Source organism: Providencia sp. PROV208, assembly GCF_028479465.1.
GTDB classification, from domain to species: Bacteria; Pseudomonadota; Gammaproteobacteria; order Enterobacterales; family Enterobacteriaceae; genus Providencia; species Providencia alcalifaciens.
Genome location: NZ_JAMPNS010000006.1, coordinates 15,530 through 31,847, shown reverse-complemented (window position 1 = coordinate 31,847; position 16,318 = coordinate 15,530). Strand labels below are relative to the sequence as shown.

The following is a 16,318-nucleotide window of genomic DNA, read 5'->3' as shown; positions in this document are numbered from 1 at the left end:
ATCTAAAAAAATGGCGAAGGTTATTTATATGATGGAAGGGGACATTCCTCGTTGGCGGTCAGTTTGACCCATTCAGAGACTTCGTCATATGTCCCTTTGAATACCACTCGATCCAATTTTTTACTCAATTGATAACGATACATCGGGTCATAATATTCATGGAGAAGCGGGGTTAGCCACGAAAAATGGACATCAGTTTTTTCGGTTTGGCGCTGAGCGATTAAAGCCTCATCGAGTAATTTTGTTAGCTCAATGGCTCGTTGGGAGCCTAAACGTTTACGTATCGCATACAATCCATGATGTAAATATTCACTGTAGGCAATCCAACCTTGTTCTTCACCGAATGCAGTCAAAAAATCATGGGTCATTCGGTCAAAGTATTCTTCTTTTAACCTTTCAATGCGCCGCTCAAAAGGATCTTCAACAACAGCGATGGTTGCGGTTTCCATTGCTCGACGTAGTGAATCAGGCAGGCTGTTAACACCAATCGCACGACCTTCATCTTCTACTATCCATCGGTTGTGCTTGGGGGCTTTTTTTAACATAGAAACCGCTAGATGGTTCTCGAACGTGGCTTGTGAAAACTGGGTTTCTAATGTACGGCCAAAAGAGGAGCCGCGATGATGAGCAATCCCTTCGAGATCAATTCCATTATCGAAGCTTTGGACCAATAATGTTTTTCCATTCCCCGTACAGCCACCAATTAATAGTATTGGGCGCAGTGCTAATTCATCAATGGCATCAAGGGTGGTTTGGCGCAAATTTTTATACCCTCCATTGATGAGTGGGTAGTCTATACCGGCGTCTTTTAGCCATTGTTGTGCTATATGCGAACGCATTCCACCACGAGCACAACAAAGATAGCCCTCAGGGTGTTGTTGGCACACTGCTTTCCAAGCATTAATTCGGTTTTCTCGCACTTCTCCAGATACTAATTGATGACCTAACTCGACGGCTTTTTTTGAACCTTTTTGTTTATAGCACGTACCTACAGCAGCACGTTCCTCGTCATTCATTAACGGTAAATTGAGTGCAGATGGCATGGCACCTTGTTTAAACTCAATAGGAGCACGAACATCAATAATTGGGGTGTCAGAAGCGAGGATCTGGCGAATTTCAAGAGTGGATAGCGCTAATTCCATAATAAATAAAATGATTCATATCAATTCAGATTTCAATGAAGGCTACTATACTCCTAAATAGGCAGGATGGCACCTTATCTGGGACGAAAAGAGAATGGAGTGCTATATTGAAAGTCGTCTTTCAACTTTCGAAGGGGTAATGACATGAAAATACTAACGCTGCAAGAAATGACTGAAACTCAAAAAATGCGGGTGAGACAACGGTTAGCTCAAGAGCGTAAAAGTGTAGGGCGTGATTTAACCAATTCAGAAGAGAACAAAGTCAGAAAACAGATCATTACTGAAATATCAGCTGAAGTTGAAAAAGAAGTGAAAGCAAAAAGAACCCAAAAGAAAAAAGAACGTGTAAGTGAAAGTTCTGCGACATACAACTGGTCATCGAATAACCATACTCGAGGTCATCGCTAGCAAAATTTTAGTATTCCATCCCATATTCACTCGATGAGCACTTACTGGTAAGTGCTTTTTTTATGCCATAAAAAAAGCCAAGTTTTTTAAATATTACAGGCGTATACTGATTATTAGCATTCTTATAATTGCAATTTAAATAATATCAGTGGGGCTGTAATATGACTCTGAGCAAGACAGAAGAACATGAACCGTTTGGTACTTTACTTGGCTATGCCCCTGGTGGTGTTGCGATTTATTCATCAGATTACAGCTCTATTCCTGATCTCGAAAAGCAAGAAGATATCTCTTTTCGCAGCTATATCAATAATGAGTACATGGGCTATAAATGGCAATGTGTTGAGTTTGCCCGCCGCTTTCTTTACCTCAACTATGGCGTCGTATTCACGGATGTCGGGATGGCGTATGAAATTTTCGCATTACGCTTTTTACGCCATGTGGTAGACGATGGTATTTTGCCATTACGCGCCTATAAAAATGGCAGTCGCATGAAGCCTTCCGCGGGGAGTTTGTTGATTTGGGATGAGGGCGGCGAATTTCAACATACTGGGCATGTCGCTGTTATTACAAAAGTTTTTGACAACAAAGTGAGAGTTGTGGAGCAAAATGTTTTGCACCATAAACTACCTGTGGGGCAACAATGGACTCGCGAACTTCCGTTAACGTTTGATGACGGAATCTATACGTTATCTGACACATTCACAGATACCACAATCCTCGGTTGGATGGTACAGACGGATAATGACCAGTATGCCTATGAAGAGCCTGAGATTGATCCCCAATTAATGAAGTTGCATGCTGCTAGAGTAGATAGCCAAATTAATTTCAATCAGAATTGGTTAGATGAATCTAACCCTATCGAATTAGCGTATGTTAAGGCGAATCACGGTCATAAGATTAGTGCCGATCCGCACGAGTATTTCACGATTTCAAGTACCGCTGAAAACCAATTGATGCAAGCGACAAACGAAGTTCACTTGATGTATTTACATGCAACTGAAAAAGTTTTGAAAGATGATAATCTTTTGAAATTATTTAATATTCCTGAAATCCTTTGGCCTCGTTTACGTTTGTCATGGCAAAATAGAAGGCATGACATGGTAACGGGGCGACTTGATTTTTGTATGGATCAGCGAGGACTGAAAGTGTATGAATACAATGCGGACTCAGCATCTTGTCATACAGAAACTGGATTAATCATTGATAAATGGTCAAAAATCAGTGGGATAAGCACAGGATGGAATCCCGGTGAGCGCTTGCAAGAATTGCTCACAGATACTTGGAAGCATACAACAGCAAAACCCTTTATTCATATCATGCAGGATAAAGACAATGAAGAGGACTATCACGCACTGTTTATGGCTCAATCGATCATTGCTGCAGGATTTGAATGCAAGATTATTCATGGTTTAGACGAATTAGTCTGGAATGAAACGGGTCAAGTTGTGGATGGTGATGGGCGAATACTTCAATGCGTATGGAAAACATGGGCATGGGAAACTGCGTTGGAACAATTACGCCAAGAAAGTGAGAACGATATTAAATTCTCGGGTTTGCCTATCCGAACAGGGCACCCTCACCATAATGATGTTCGATTGATTGATGTGTTGTTGCGCCCAGAAATTTGTGTTTTCGAACCGTTATGGACCGTGATCCCTGGTAATAAAGCTATTTTGCCTATTTTATGGTCTCTGTTTCCGCATCACCCATATTTATTAGATACCGACTTTGAAATTAACGATGAGTTACGTCAAACCGGTTATGCCGTGAAACCGATAGCGGGGCGTTGTGGTAACAATATTGGCTTGGTGGATCATCAAGATGAAGTTCTTGATGAAACGTGTGGTCAATTTGCCTATCAAGAGAACGTTTATCAACAACTGTGGTGTTTGCCTAAAGTTGCTGACCGTTATATTCAAGTGTGTACCTTCACAGTTGGCGGGCATTATGGTGGCGCATGTTTGCGTTCAGATCCTTCTTTGGTGATTAAGAAAGACAGCGATATTGAGCCTCTTTGGGTGCTTGAAGACGACGAGTATTTAAAGCAAGGTAACTAAAAAAATGGCGCTATCTTTGATATTGAAGATAGCGCCACTTTCGACAGACGACTAATTAGAATTGGTACACTAAACCAAGACCTAATACGTTATCAGTGTTGATATCGTGATCACGCGTAAAATCATTTTTATTGAGTAAGTTAATTTTGTAATCAATCACGGCAGACATGTTGTTATTGAAATCATAAGCGGCACCAACAGCCAAATATTTAACTAAATATTTGCTACCGTAATCACCCAAATCTTTCCCTTTAGATTGGTTATAGCCAATAGAAGGGGTTAGACCAAAATCTAAAGTATAAGTCGCTACAACTTCTAAGTTTTCTGATTTATTCGCAACAGCCTCTGCATCATCATGACCATAACGGGTTGTATTCAGCGCTTGACCATACATTGCGGCGAGGTAGAAATCTTCCCATTCAAATTTACCACCGACATTCCAAACTTCCGCTCGTTTACCGGTTGCGCCAACTGAGCCATCACGTTGTCCAGGAGTACGCGTTGAATTGGCATAGCCACCACCCAACGTGACGCCGTAACCTAATTCATAAGCGGTTGAAAAGCCGTAACCATCACCGTTGTTTTGTAATGCATCATCGCCTGAAGATTTGTTTTGATCGCCATTTTTTCCTTGGTATTGCAGGGCAAAACTTAATCCATCAACATAACCGAACATATTATTATTACGGTAAGTGAGTAGATTACGGTTACGACCTGTCATGAAGTTATCTTCTTGATCCATGGTGTCTGCACCCCATAAAGGCAGAACATCGGTCCAAGCATTAGTATCGTAAATCACACCATAGTTACGACCATAATCCAGTGAACCAAAATCAGCAAACTTTAACCCTGCATAGGCTAAGCGATTTTGGTTTTCATTGTCACTCTCAGATTTATTGGTTGGTGTTTCCCACTCATAGCGACCATAGCCAGTGAGTTGATCGTTGATTTGGGTGTCACCACGGAACCCTAAACGAACGCGTGAATCATCACCATCCTCACCACTTTTCGAGTCTGCAATATAGTGACGTACGTCAATTTGTCCGTAAACATCAAATTTATTGCCATCTTTGTTATACACTTCGGCGGCATTCGCTGAACCGGTGACGGCTAGAATTGTGATAAGTGTTGCTAATTTATTGTATTTCATATAAAAATCCTTTAAAAAGCGTATAAATTAGTTGATTTTATGCATAGATAAGAAATAAATCGCACATATTATCAATGTAAGTTACTAATTCAGGCAATCAAAAATTAAATGAGAATTATTCAATAAGTCGATTAAACTGAACTAAATGTGATTACTCGCAAATTATATCGCTAAGTCATTGTTTGAACGGTAATAACAGAATACTGGTTACTTGATGAATAATGACGTTTATACGCGTATTAACATCAGTTATTTCTATCGGGAACGCGTGTGGGGTTGACTCGATGGAAGACGGTGATTTGTTACTGAATGGAACACTCAGTAATGAAAGTGTATTTGGTTGTCCGTTCATCTTACCTAATGTTGGCACGGGTCTAGATTGTAAAGCCTGAACACCGACAACAACGCTCTCAAAATGATCCGATTCAAATGGTGAGCTTACATAATCCCGTAAAAGAGCTGTCGTATGGAAACCTAGATTTATTGCCAACTGCTGTGAACGAGAATGGCTACATACCATTTTAATAGTGAGTGTTGTTAATTGCTGCTTATGTGCTTCATCATATAGGTACTTGCCAAGTTTGAATGCTATACCACGATGCTGGACCATGGGATGGATAACAATCATCGCCAACTCTGCACAAGTGGCGTGGTTATTCTCCCGCCTTAAGGCTGAGTGTCCGATAATCTTATTATTTATTACTGCGACAGCACTGTACCAATCGTGTTGTGTATTACGCCAAGTGATCATTGCTAGAACATAAAGATCAGAATAAACATAGTGTTCAGCGTATACCTCACGAAAGAGAGCGCTGATTTCATTGGCATCGGTGACTTGAAAGCGTCTGATAATCATCTTCTACTCTTCTTCGTCACATATGTACGGCGATCGATAATGCGCTGTAATTTACCCGTTCGAGTGCTACAGATGAACTCATCGGGTTATCCAATGTAATGGTTCATATTTATGACTCTCTCTTTGGATGATATATAAACGGATGGAAAAAAAACAAAATTATTAAGATTGTTAGACAGTAACAGCAAAATAAGCGAGTTATGCAGGAGGATGCTACGGTTAAAAGGAAGATATTGTTGGTGAGCTGTCATTGTGATGGCAGTCATAAATAGAATATGACTGCCATTAATTAATGATGGTTAACTGAACGATTTTTCATTCAGGCTGTTTCGTAATAATCCCATCGCTATAATAATGCCAACTCCTATAGCTAATCCCATGATATTAACGAAGTCCCATCCCATAAAATAAAAAGCAAATCCTGCAATTAGACTACCAAAAGAGCCAAAACCAAAAATCAGGAAATCTGTTGCACCCTGAACTTTGGCTCTTTCATGCTCATGGTAAGTTTTTGGTAATAAATGCGTAGTGCTGATTAAAATAAAGTTCCAGGCTAATCCTACCAGCGTCATTGTGAATAAAAAATGTGCGTAACTAGAGCCAGTGAAACCAATAATATTGGCAATGACTAAACACATTGCTCCCAACCAAACGAAGGTTTTTACACCAAAACAACTAATAAGCTGCCCTGTAAAAAATGAAGGGGCAAACATACCTAATATATGACACTGAAATACAAAGGTGATAGCCGCGAAATCAAATCCTTGAGCTTTCATTGCCAATGGAAATGTTCCGACCATATATACGACTAAGGCATAACCCATGGCACTGACTACAGCAATTAACCGTAATAGTGGTTGAGAATATAGCTGCAGATATGAGCGATGTACCAAGGTATACTCTGTTTTTATTTGAACTTGGTGCGGTTTTAACGGTAAAAATAGTAACAGAATAAATGCAAGAATATAGATAATGGACAGGGCACCAAAAGTGCCCATAAATGGGTAATTGGCGATTATTGTTCGAGTTGAAACGGCAAGTGATGGAACAATTAATACAGCGATAATTCCACCACTCATGGTTAAGCCAATGGCTTTTGAACGTAATGAAATAGGCGTTTCTTCTAATGCGACAAATCGGTATTGCTGAGCTGTACCGATAGCAATACCGGTAAAAAATGTGCCAATAGAGAAAAGCAGTAAACTTTGCGTATAAACACCAATAATGGCAAATAATGCGCCAGCTAATCCCCCCATATTTCCAAGAATAAATCCTGACCGCCGACCAAATTGCATCATAAAGTGTGCCATGGGAACGGAGGTAAGAATTAGTCCAATATATTGTGCGAGAAGCGGGACTGTCGCGTAGGCAGGGTCGGCAGAAAGTTGTGAACCGACTAAAACGGCGACAGATAATACCAGTGCATTTCCTGTCGTAAATAGCGCCAAAGCGGCAGCAAGCCAAAAAACAGAACGAGGCATAATCATTCCTTACTGTTTATTAAAACAAGTCAAAGTAGAGGGTAAAAATGAATATGCCGGATGATACAACTTCAAGTTAACTTTAAGTCAAGGGGTGTTTTTAGTCAGCTTTGCGATATTGTGTTTTAAGCTTACGGATAAAATTTTCTGGAATTTAGGGCACTGTAAGTGATTCTCTGCTGTACACTGTTCAACGTGTATTAATCCTTGTTTGAGTTTTTGTAACTTCTCATTCGCAGGTTGATGAACTAGTAGAATGGATAGAATAGGGCATCAATATTATGATTAGCTGGAATAAACTTGTTCCTGAACTTATCGTTAGTCACTTAGATAAGAGCCTTAATTTTTGGGTAGAGATGCTCGGATTTTCTGTTTTATATGCAAGAAAAAAGGAGCGTTTTTGCTATTTAGAACGCGATGGTGTTCAGTTTATGTTAGAAGAGTTTCAAGAAGAACAATGGGTTACGGCACCATTAGAAACTCCATTTGGTCGAGGTATTAATTTTCAAATTGAAGTCGATGAAATTGAACCCATTTTGGCTTCATTAAAAGAAGCAAAGATATCACTATTTTCTGAGCCACAAGAAGTTTGGTACCAAGCGGATGATATTGAGCATGGGCAAATTCAATTTTTAGTACAAGATCCTGACGGTTATTTATTACGTTTAGTTAAAATTATAGGTGAGCGTGACGTTAGACATAATTAAGCTGTCAACACATTGGGATCTCTACGGCTATTTGCGGTGATTTTCCCATGGATCAGTGGAAGGCAATTGAGCTTCTTCAATAGAATCATCTTCTAGCATATCAAGATAGAGAGCTTCAACTTCAGTCCGTGCCCACGGCGTTCTACGAAGGAACTTTAAACTGGATTTAATACTCGGGTCTTTGTTGAAACAATTAATTTTGATAATACGGCCTAGTTGTGACCATCCATAGTGGTTTACCAATGCGGTTACTTGCATTTCAAGTGTAATTCCATGCAAGGGATCTTTAGAAAGGCGCTCATTCATTTTTATTACCTTAACGGATGCTTCATATTTTTAAAGTTTGCGAAGATTACAAGAAATAAAAGATAGAGGCAATCGATACAATATTGGTCATGAAATAAAAGTCAGCTTATACAAGGTTGACTATCAGGTGTTTGGACTTTTAGATCATGGAAGATAAAAGAAAGGGGTGCACCATAATATGTTCTCAGTCATCGATATTTAATCCCATTTATGTCATTTAACATAATATACATTATGCGAATCTATGTATGAAATAAAGAAATCCAGTGTTCTGGCTGGTTAATCGTGTTGGTTCTTTTTCAGCTATAAACTCAGCTCGACCTTATAAATCTTTTGTTTTGAAGTGATTCCTACAATCTACTGATGGCATCTGTTAGTTCCCATGCTTCAGATATTCCCTCAAAAGTTATTAACCGACGTTTGATGCCAAACAAAAATATGACAGTGTATTAATTCTATAATGACAGGCTTATTTACTCATATAGATGTGGTCACATGGTTAACAAACTAAATCTTAACTGGCCTGAATTTTTAGAAAAATACTGGCAGAAAAAACCCGTTGTATTGAAAAATGCATTTCCTGATTTTGTCGACCCGATCACTCCGGATGAACTCGCTGGTTTGGCGATGGAACCGGAAGTTGACAGCCGCCTAGTCAGCTTTATTGACAATAAATGGGAAGCGAGTCACGGTCCGTTTGAGGACTACAGCGAACTAGGCGAAAAAGGATGGTCACTGCTAGTGCAAGCTGTTAACCATTGGCATATGCCGGCCGCTGAACTGGTCAAACCGTTTCGGGTACTACCTGAGTGGCGTCTAGATGATTTGATGATTTCTTATTCGGTGCCTGGCGGTGGTGTTGGACCGCACATTGATAATTATGATGTATTCATCATCCAAGGAATGGGACGTCGCCGCTGGCGCGTGGGTGACGCCCTTCCCATGCGTCAGTTCTGCGCACATCCGGCATTATTGCATGTCGAGCCATTTGAACCGATTATTGACGTGGAAATGGCACCGGGAGATATTCTGTACATCCCGCCTGGATTTCCTCACGATGGTTTCACCTTTGAAGATACCATGAACTATTCTGTCGGCTTTCGCGGTCCGACCGGACGCGATCTGCTGAGCAGTTTTGCAGACTATGCGCTAGAACAGGATCTGGGTGGGATAAATTATGGCGACCCTGACCTGAAAGTGACCAAAAATGCGGGAACCATGGAGATTCATGAGGTGGAACGCCTACGAGCTATGATGATTGAAATGATCAGCAAGCCTGGTGATTTTGAACAATGGTTAGGTCGTTTTGCAACCACTCCACGCCATGAACTGGATATTGCGCCTGTTGAACCGGTGTATCAGCCGGAAGAAGTACTGAGCGCTCTAAATGCCGGTGAAAAACTGATACGACTGAGCGGGCTACGTGTTATGAGAATCGGAGATCATTTCTTCGTTAATTCAGAAGGTTGGAATACCACAGAAATAAAGGCTGCCGACGCATTGTGCCAGTTTACAGAAGCCGGAATAAATGAACTCGGTGAAGCACTGGAGAACCCAATTTTTGTTGCGGAGTTAACAGAATTTATCAATCAGGGATATTGGTATTTCGACGAATAAGTGGTATCAGACTGACAAGATAGAACACCTGTTTGCGGGTGTTCTATCTCAAGTCACTCGGTTACCAAAAGTTGCTGCTACATCTTTCGTATAATTGAACCGAATGACATTTTAATATGCTGATAACCCTACTATCTCCCCCCTTTTTTAAGTAACCCATTGAAGTTAAAAATCATTTCAAAAAGGTCCGTTACGAATAACGGTTAGGATAATCACTGTACTTTAGGCTTATTCTGTTATCTCCGCGAATCAAAATCCAATATGATTTATAAAATATATTTATTTAAGTCATGGGGTATTCGCATGTTTGTCATACATAAATTCACTAAAGGGATTTTATTCGTTTCGGCGTTAGCGTCATGGCAAGCATTTGCTGAATCTACGCCTGTCCTTCATCCCCTTAAATTAAATCAAGCTACTGTCTTTTTACGTGGTGCAGAGTTAACAAATAGTGCAACCGTAAATTTGCCACAAGGTGAAAGTCAGATCATTTTTACGCATGTTGCGGACCATATTGACCAAAAAAGTCTCTCAATTAGCTTAGACAATGATGATGTTTTAATTCGTTCTATTGATGTGCAAACCGTGGCGGTAGATCCAGTTTATTCGGGAGAAGCGGCAAACTTAAAAGCACAAATAGAGGCAATAACAACACAAATAGCGGAACTCAATATCAAGATAAAAGTAGGCGATGATCAACTTGCCTTACTAAAAGACCAACGTTTTTTTGGGGAAACGACGGCACTATCCCTCGAACAATCCGCCTCTAAGCTGGAATTTATCCGTAAACAGATGTCCACTATCTTGGGGGAAAACCTAGCATATCAACAACAGATTGAAGCATTGACAGAAAAACAAGGACTCTTACAAACTCAATTTGAGGAGAATATTCCCAGTAATATTGGCGAGCAAACTCAAATTGTGCTGAATATCGAAACGCCCAAGAACCTGACCAGCAACATGCAAGTGTCGTACGTGACTCCTGATGCTGGCTGGTCACCGAGTTACGATATTCGTGCAAAAAGTATTGATAAACCAATCAATATTACTTACAAAGCTGACGTTATCCAAAATACGGGACTGGATTGGGATAAGGTAAAACTCACCCTTTCCTCTGCCAACCCAACTCGCAATATCACCCCGCCATTTTTAACGCCGTGGCTATTGTCTATCTATGATGAATACAATCAAAGCTATGCGAATAACAAAATGTCAGCCTCCATGGATATGGCGATGCCCGCAGCCCCCGTTGCTGAAATTTCCGCAGTAAAAAAACGTAGCCCTGGTATGGCAAACTACGTCTCGACAAATACTAATGGCGTCAATCTTAGCTATGACATTGCATTGCCATTCAGCCTAGCCTCTGCGCCTAAAGCAAAATCCATTACGATCAAACAAGCGGATGTGGATGCAAAGTATCGTTATACGTCCACACCTAAAATTGCTGAAGAGGTCTATTTGCAGGGGCAGATTGATGATTGGGATAGGCTGAATTTACTTAATGGTCCCGCCAATATCTATTTTATGAATAGCTATGTGGGGAATTTTTATGTCAACTCCAATCAATTAACCGAGACATTGGATATTCCATTTGGCGTGGATGATAATATTCAAATTTCTCGAGTTAACAATGCCAGTGTACGTAACAAGCCCTCATTTATGGGGTCTAGCGTTGAACAAAAAGAAAGTTTCTTAATTAAAGTACGTAACACACGGAATAATGACATTAAATTGTCTGTTTATGACCAATTGCCTATCAGCCGCGATACGGATATTAAGGTACTTAATCCTGAATTCACAGGTGGAAAATTGGATGAGAAAGAAAACAAAATTGAGTGGGATTTAACGCTTAAACCTCAAGAAGCTGTTGAATTACCATTAAGTTACACACTGAAGTACCCTAAAAATAAGCAAATTAATGGGCTGTAGTTAACGGAATAAGCAAGGTGTATATAGCACTTTGCTTATTCAACTCAATATTATGCCACTTAACATAAGTGTAAAAATGGTGCTCCCTTCCTTGGTGTTCATTTTCTATCGCTTATGCAAACTTTGATTTGATAAATTTTTCCATTTCATAAGCAAGAATAAATTGTACTTCTTGTGAGGGATGTACTTTGTCATTAAAAATATATTTATGATTAATTACCATTTTTTTATTTTTAAATAGTTTGATATACCATTTCTTATAGAAGCTTTCTTTGGTGTTGTAATCAGAAATTTGATTAGCTTCATTTATGATGACTTTCATCTTTTCACCAATATCAAAGTAATGAATGTGAATATCGCTGTTTTTATTGCGAGAATTTAGTTTTTCAATCATCAATTTCGTTCTAGCATTATGAGTATCTGTTAGTACTGCTAATTCAGTTTGTCGTTGGTGAGAACGCCGTGCTGCTGCAGGGGTTGATGACATATCGGGAGTACCAACGACCACAATATTTTTAGCCCCTTTACTTATTAAAGTTTTAAGGTTTGTCAGTTGATCTGTCTCGACTTTTCCTGTGTCATATTTATGTAGCGTCATATAATCGTTAGCGCCAGCAAAGACAATGACTAAATCATCACTATTAATCTCAGTTTCAGAAATTTGTTTCTTTAGGCAAGACATGACTGATGATTTGAATCCATCTTTTAGCTTGTAACTTCCTATAACAGCTCCTCCCATTGCTTTATTTACACAGCGAGAAAATAGACCATTTGGACGGGCTAAACTATCAACCCAGGTAAACCCATTAGTAAAACGTCCTTTATAGTGTTGATTTGTAGAGGGAAATATTTTATGGGTCTTTTCATACATATTGCCAGTATCAGATAAGCTATCACCAAAAACGGTTAAACCATGAATCCCATCTAATTTTAGGTGGGTGTTATGGATATTATTGATATGATTATTAATCTGATCCTTATCAATATGATACTTATATAAACCATACTCAACACCAATATATGATTTAGGATTCACGCCATTTCTAGGGCTAATAAAATATTGTGAAGCATTAATTTCAGCCATAACCAACTCCTTGAAGTATAATAAATTTGCAGATAATCCTATATTCATAGAGCTACTACTTCTTTAAAAAAAAGATGGTATTCTAGTATGCGTAAGGTTCTGGGAAGAGCCTGAGCTATAAAGTTAGAATGACTCAAAATAAACAACGATAACGACCTGAGGTACCTAATGATTATTCTCGTAACTGGCGCAACATCAGGGTTTGGTGAAGCCATCGCCCGTAAATTTATTCAACATAATTTCACAGTGATTGGCACTGGACGTAGAACCGAGAGATTGAATGCTTTACATCAAGAATTGGGAGATAAGTTTTACCCATTAACATTAGATGTTCAAGATAGAAAAGCCATTCAATACGCCATTGCAAACCTCCCTACTCATCTCAAAAATATCGACCTTTTGGTTAACAATGCAGGGCTTGCATTGGGTCTGGAACCTGCATTTAATGCTAATCCTGATGACTGGGAAACCATGATCAATACGAACACCAAAGGTTTGGTCAATATGACTTATGAAGTTTTGCAAGGTATGGTAGAAAAAAACCACGGACATATTATTAATATTGGTTCGACCGCAGCATCTTGGCCCTATAAAGGCGGTAATGTATACGGTGCAACTAAAGCATTTGTGAAGCAATTCTCATTAGGATTACGTGCAGATTTAGTGGGTAAAAAAATTCGAGTGACAGATATTGAGCCTGGATTAGTGGGCGGGACTGAGTTCTCAAATGTTCGTTTTAAAGGTGATGACGAGAAAGTCACAAATACCTATAAAGGTGCCGATGCCCTTACCGCTGATGATATCGCCGAGACAGTTTATTGGGTTGCGACGCTGCCTGTTCATATGAATGTAAACACATTGGAATTAATGCCCGTGTGCCAAACATTTGCAGGTTTAACCGTACATAAACAATAATAAAATTTCGTACTATTCTATAAAGACGGCATTATTATTTTTTAGCTATACTCTGGTTATATATTGAGTATTGAAACAAAAGGAAATTACATGAGCACGTCACAAAAATTTATCAAAAATGGTCTGGCTGCAATTTGCTTCTGCCTTCCTTTGATGTGGGTTAATGCGGCGCAAGCAGCAAATACATCATGCGCTGCGGGTAGCACTTGTGTTTCTGTTGGTAATGGTAGTAATGACCCGTTGAATAAAGAACAGGCGCGCCAAGATAAAGAACAGTGGGATGAAACTAAAATGCTACGTTCTAAAGTGAACCGCCGTACTGAAAAAGAGTTTGATAAAATTGATGCTGCATTCGATGCAAAAGATAAATGCGAGAAAAGCTTGAATCTTAATGCCTATTGGGAACCCAATACTCAGCGTTGTCTAGATGTGAATTCAGGACGTCCGATTATCAATCCATAATAGAAAGTATATTCCAATCCGCATATTAAAGGGCGCTATCTGCGCCCTTTAATTAGGAAGAATAAAGTTTAAAGAACCGGTACGGAGACAAATTCTTGCAGTTTTTCCCCATCCAAATAGTGCCCTAATTCTTTTTCTTCAGGGCGCAACAAATAAGGGATCTCTCCCAATAATGGTGCATTAATGTGCTGTTGCATGCGCTGAATTATTTGGGCGTAATGCGCTAGACCTGGGTTAATTCTATTTGCGAGCCAGCCAACAAGAGGTAATCCATCAGCACGGATTGCTTCTGCCGTTAATAACGCATGATTGACGCACCCGTGTTGAATACCAACCACTAAAATCACACCGACGGATTGTTTTTTTAACCAATCGGCATAAAAAGTATTATCATCAAGAAGATAGCGCCAACCTCCGTTCCCCTCGATGACAACCATATCACTGTGCTCATGGAGGTGATCTAGCCCTTTATTGATTTTAGTAAAATCGATACTGTTCTCATGGCTATAATTATCACCCAGTCTGACAGGATTAACTTCATCATATGAGACAAGATCTTGTGATACACGATGAATAAGAAGTGCATCCTTATTGCGCTTTCCTTCCGGTGTATCGATACATTGATCTGCAATAGGTTTATATCCTACAGCTTTAATACCTTGATTATTCAGTGCTTGTAATATTGCTAGCGTTGATACCGTCTTCCCGACATCTGTATCTGTCCCGGTAATAAATAGATTGTTCATGGTTGTTCTATCCTGAAGTGACAGACTGTGATCAGCAAAATGCTATAAAAATGATATGAATTCAGTTTATGGGAATGGGGAAATGATAAGTTTGCGTTAGCTCAATTTTGTGTAAGATAATGAGAAGTTTATCAAATTGTATTAGCCTTGCAGTAATTGCAACAACAATGAGCCGTTATACAGCGCATTTTGGATTAGCGCAGTTTCACACTCTTTAATTGAACTGGCTGATTTTTCAAATATTAATTTTGAACTATAGCGTGGGTTACCGTATAACGTAACAAAGTGTTGTACCCGAGTGAACCAATAATGGTGTTCATCATTTAATGGCGAATTGATCAAAATTAATTCAGAACCGCATAAATTAATTATCATTGCTAATGGATAAGCAAGTCGTTGAGCCGCATTATCAAGTAATGACTTACATAATGGGTCATTCTCTACTGCGCCTTGGCTAATTGTGTTAATACTAATATTTTCTTTATGTAATACTGACTCAGGATAATCTGCAAGTAATTCCTTTGCTTGCTGGATGATTGCTGGAATTGAAATCAGCGTTTCTAAGCAGCCTTTACCACCACAATAACAGGATTGAGTTTGTGATAGGTCAATTTGAGTATGGGCAAATAAGTTGGGCTGCCGAGTCATGACATCTAATGAATAACCATGATTCATCACTGCGATATTAACGACATCTTGAATTTGTAGATAAATAATATTTTTGGATGTTCGAGTCTCAGAGTATTTTAAATGATCAGCTAAGGCCAAAGCATTAACTGGCGGATAAAGATAGACAGGTAATCCTGTTTTCTCTGTCAATATTTCGCCAATGGCTAATTCATGAACGTCGCTATGCGCGAGTTTATAGATAACTCCTGAATAAGAATCTAGAATACCATCCAGTAAAATACTGATCGCAGTAACTCTTTCTAAATAAGCTTGATTCTCTTCGAAAAAAAGGCTGATGAGTTCCGATAACCGATCACTAAATTGTTGGTTATCTTTTACATTAAAGGGGTAGCATTGCTCCGCCAATGTTTTAGCATTAATTTCTTTTAACGAAATAATCGCCTGCTGATCTTCGATTCGAATGGCTAAAAATTGCCAGCCTTCACTTTCTATCACTAATCCAACAGCGGGACGACCTCTTAAGCCTAAAACGGGAAACTCACGTTCTTGAATTAAATGTGCATCCATCAATTCACGCGTGATTTTGGTGATGCTTGCAGGTGCTAGTTGAGATTGTTTTGATAGCGCAATACGGGAAATAGGACCATGTTGTGCAATAATTCGGTACACAAGCCCAGTATTTAATTGCTTGATTTGGTCAGTATTCCCCGTTTGGTTTGTCATCTTAACACTCAGAAATCGTTATAAATTATAATTGATTATGCCCTATATAAATGAAAATTAGGCTTCATTTACATAAAAAACGTGATATGAATCGCGTTAATCATT

The 16,318-nt window shown here is 39.3% G+C and carries 15 protein-coding genes; 7 read left to right on the top strand and 8 right to left on the bottom strand.

The window, feature by feature from the left end:
* Positions 1-20: 20 nt before the first annotated feature.
* A complete protein-coding gene (gene mnmH / locus PR766_RS05065; protein ID WP_036963691.1) occupies positions 21-1,142 on the bottom strand; it encodes a tRNA 2-selenouridine(34) synthase MnmH in 1,122 nt (373 codons plus the stop codon).
* A 144-nt stretch (positions 1,143-1,286) separates the two neighbouring features.
* Between mnmH and PR766_RS05060 the strand changes: the two genes are divergently transcribed.
* A complete protein-coding gene (locus PR766_RS05060) occupies positions 1,287-1,550 on the top strand; it encodes a DUF3811 domain-containing protein (RefSeq protein WP_006659807.1) in 264 nt (87 codons plus the stop codon).
* A 161-nt stretch (positions 1,551-1,711) separates the two neighbouring features.
* On the top strand, positions 1,712-3,607 hold the full coding sequence (gene gss / locus PR766_RS05055; protein ID WP_154636600.1) for a bifunctional glutathionylspermidine amidase/synthase: 1,896 nt from the start codon (positions 1,712-1,714) through the stop codon (positions 3,605-3,607).
* A gap of 55 nt (positions 3,608-3,662) precedes the next feature.
* Here gss and PR766_RS05050 read toward each other — a convergent pair whose 3' ends face one another.
* The 3 genes from PR766_RS05050 to PR766_RS05040 all read right to left on the bottom strand — a co-directional run bounded on the left by PR766_RS05050 (position 3,663) and on the right by PR766_RS05040 (position 7,094).
* A complete protein-coding gene (locus tag PR766_RS05050) occupies positions 3,663-4,757 on the bottom strand; it encodes a porin (RefSeq protein ID WP_036963696.1) in 1,095 nt (364 codons plus the stop codon).
* 175 nt (positions 4,758-4,932) lie between these two features.
* Entirely contained in the window at positions 4,933-5,613 is a 681-nt protein-coding gene (locus PR766_RS05045; RefSeq protein ID WP_154636599.1) for a GNAT family N-acetyltransferase, read from the bottom strand.
* 299 nt (positions 5,614-5,912) lie between these two features.
* On the bottom strand, positions 5,913-7,094 hold the full coding sequence (locus PR766_RS05040) for an MFS transporter (RefSeq protein ID WP_195848336.1): 1,182 nt from the start codon (positions 7,092-7,094) through the stop codon (positions 5,913-5,915).
* Between the two features lie 281 nt (positions 7,095-7,375).
* Here PR766_RS05040 and PR766_RS05035 point away from each other — a divergent pair, with 281 nt between their 5' ends.
* A complete protein-coding gene (locus PR766_RS05035; RefSeq protein WP_006661731.1) occupies positions 7,376-7,801 on the top strand; it encodes a bleomycin resistance protein in 426 nt (141 codons plus the stop codon).
* A gap of 27 nt (positions 7,802-7,828) precedes the next feature.
* Here PR766_RS05035 and PR766_RS05030 read toward each other — a convergent pair whose 3' ends face one another.
* Positions 7,829-8,107 (bottom strand): VF530 family DNA-binding protein, encoded by a 279-nt coding sequence (locus PR766_RS05030; RefSeq protein ID WP_006659797.1) that lies wholly within the window; start codon positions 8,105-8,107, stop codon positions 7,829-7,831.
* Between the two features lie 495 nt (positions 8,108-8,602).
* On the opposite strand from PR766_RS05030, the gene PR766_RS05025 reads away from it, so the two are divergent.
* Both PR766_RS05025 and PR766_RS05020 read left to right on the top strand, forming a co-directional pair.
* On the top strand, positions 8,603-9,724 hold the full coding sequence (locus PR766_RS05025) for a ribosomal protein uL16 3-hydroxylase (RefSeq protein ID WP_036963709.1): 1,122 nt from the start codon (positions 8,603-8,605) through the stop codon (positions 9,722-9,724).
* A gap of 303 nt (positions 9,725-10,027) precedes the next feature.
* Positions 10,028-11,653, top strand: coding sequence for a mucoidy inhibitor MuiA family protein (locus PR766_RS05020; protein ID WP_224120047.1), 1,626 nt, complete (start codon positions 10,028-10,030; stop codon positions 11,651-11,653).
* Between the two features lie 112 nt (positions 11,654-11,765).
* Here PR766_RS05020 and PR766_RS05015 read toward each other — a convergent pair whose 3' ends face one another.
* Positions 11,766-12,737 carry an SGNH/GDSL hydrolase family protein gene (locus PR766_RS05015; RefSeq protein WP_230086857.1) on the bottom strand — a complete coding sequence of 324 codons (972 nt, stop codon included), beginning with the start codon at positions 12,735-12,737 and terminating at the stop codon, positions 11,766-11,768.
* A 168-nt stretch (positions 12,738-12,905) separates the two neighbouring features.
* Between PR766_RS05015 and ydfG the strand changes: the two genes are divergently transcribed.
* Both ydfG and PR766_RS05005 read left to right on the top strand, forming a co-directional pair.
* Positions 12,906-13,652 carry a bifunctional NADP-dependent 3-hydroxy acid dehydrogenase/3-hydroxypropionate dehydrogenase YdfG gene (gene ydfG, locus PR766_RS05010; RefSeq protein ID WP_154636595.1) on the top strand — a complete coding sequence of 249 codons (747 nt, stop codon included), beginning with the start codon at positions 12,906-12,908 and terminating at the stop codon, positions 13,650-13,652.
* A 90-nt stretch (positions 13,653-13,742) separates the two neighbouring features.
* The gene (locus PR766_RS05005; RefSeq protein WP_006659792.1) at positions 13,743-14,114 is read left to right on the top strand and encodes a DUF1283 family protein; all 372 of its coding nucleotides are present in this window, start codon (positions 13,743-13,745) and stop codon (positions 14,112-14,114) included.
* A gap of 68 nt (positions 14,115-14,182) precedes the next feature.
* Here the strand turns inward: PR766_RS05005 and bioD are convergent, their stop codons facing one another.
* Together bioD and PR766_RS04995 are read right to left on the bottom strand one after the other, a co-directional pair.
* A complete protein-coding gene (gene bioD, locus PR766_RS05000; protein ID WP_036963717.1) occupies positions 14,183-14,860 on the bottom strand; it encodes a dethiobiotin synthase in 678 nt (225 codons plus the stop codon).
* Between the two features lie 141 nt (positions 14,861-15,001).
* Positions 15,002-16,213 (bottom strand): ROK family protein, encoded by a 1,212-nt coding sequence (locus PR766_RS04995; RefSeq protein ID WP_154636594.1) that lies wholly within the window; start codon positions 16,211-16,213, stop codon positions 15,002-15,004.
* Positions 16,214-16,318 lie beyond the last annotated feature (105 nt).

Coding starts and splice junctions, on each gene's coding strand:
- mnmH (WP_036963691.1), bottom strand. CDS start 1,142: ATGGAATTAGCGCTATCCACTCTTGAAATTCGCCAGATCCTCGCTTCT.
- PR766_RS05060 (WP_006659807.1), top strand. CDS start 1,287: ATGAAAATACTAACGCTGCAAGAAATGACTGAAACTCAAAAAATGCGG.
- gss (WP_154636600.1), top strand. CDS start 1,712: ATGACTCTGAGCAAGACAGAAGAACATGAACCGTTTGGTACTTTACTT.
- PR766_RS05050 (WP_036963696.1), bottom strand. CDS start 4,757: ATGAAATACAATAAATTAGCAACACTTATCACAATTCTAGCCGTCACC.
- PR766_RS05045 (WP_154636599.1), bottom strand. CDS start 5,613: ATGATTATCAGACGCTTTCAAGTCACCGATGCCAATGAAATCAGCGCT.
- PR766_RS05040 (WP_195848336.1), bottom strand. CDS start 7,094: ATGCCTCGTTCTGTTTTTTGGCTTGCTGCCGCTTTGGCGCTATTTACG.
- PR766_RS05035 (WP_006661731.1), top strand. CDS start 7,376: ATGATTAGCTGGAATAAACTTGTTCCTGAACTTATCGTTAGTCACTTA.
- PR766_RS05030 (WP_006659797.1), bottom strand. CDS start 8,107: ATGAATGAGCGCCTTTCTAAAGATCCCTTGCATGGAATTACACTTGAA.
- PR766_RS05025 (WP_036963709.1), top strand. CDS start 8,603: ATGGTTAACAAACTAAATCTTAACTGGCCTGAATTTTTAGAAAAATAC.
- PR766_RS05020 (WP_224120047.1), top strand. CDS start 10,028: ATGTTTGTCATACATAAATTCACTAAAGGGATTTTATTCGTTTCGGCG.
- PR766_RS05015 (WP_230086857.1), bottom strand. CDS start 12,737: ATGGCTGAAATTAATGCTTCACAATATTTTATTAGCCCTAGAAATGGC.
- ydfG (WP_154636595.1), top strand. CDS start 12,906: ATGATTATTCTCGTAACTGGCGCAACATCAGGGTTTGGTGAAGCCATC.
- PR766_RS05005 (WP_006659792.1), top strand. CDS start 13,743: ATGAGCACGTCACAAAAATTTATCAAAAATGGTCTGGCTGCAATTTGC.
- bioD (WP_036963717.1), bottom strand. CDS start 14,860: ATGAACAATCTATTTATTACCGGGACAGATACAGATGTCGGGAAGACG.
- PR766_RS04995 (WP_154636594.1), bottom strand. CDS start 16,213: ATGACAAACCAAACGGGGAATACTGACCAAATCAAGCAATTAAATACT.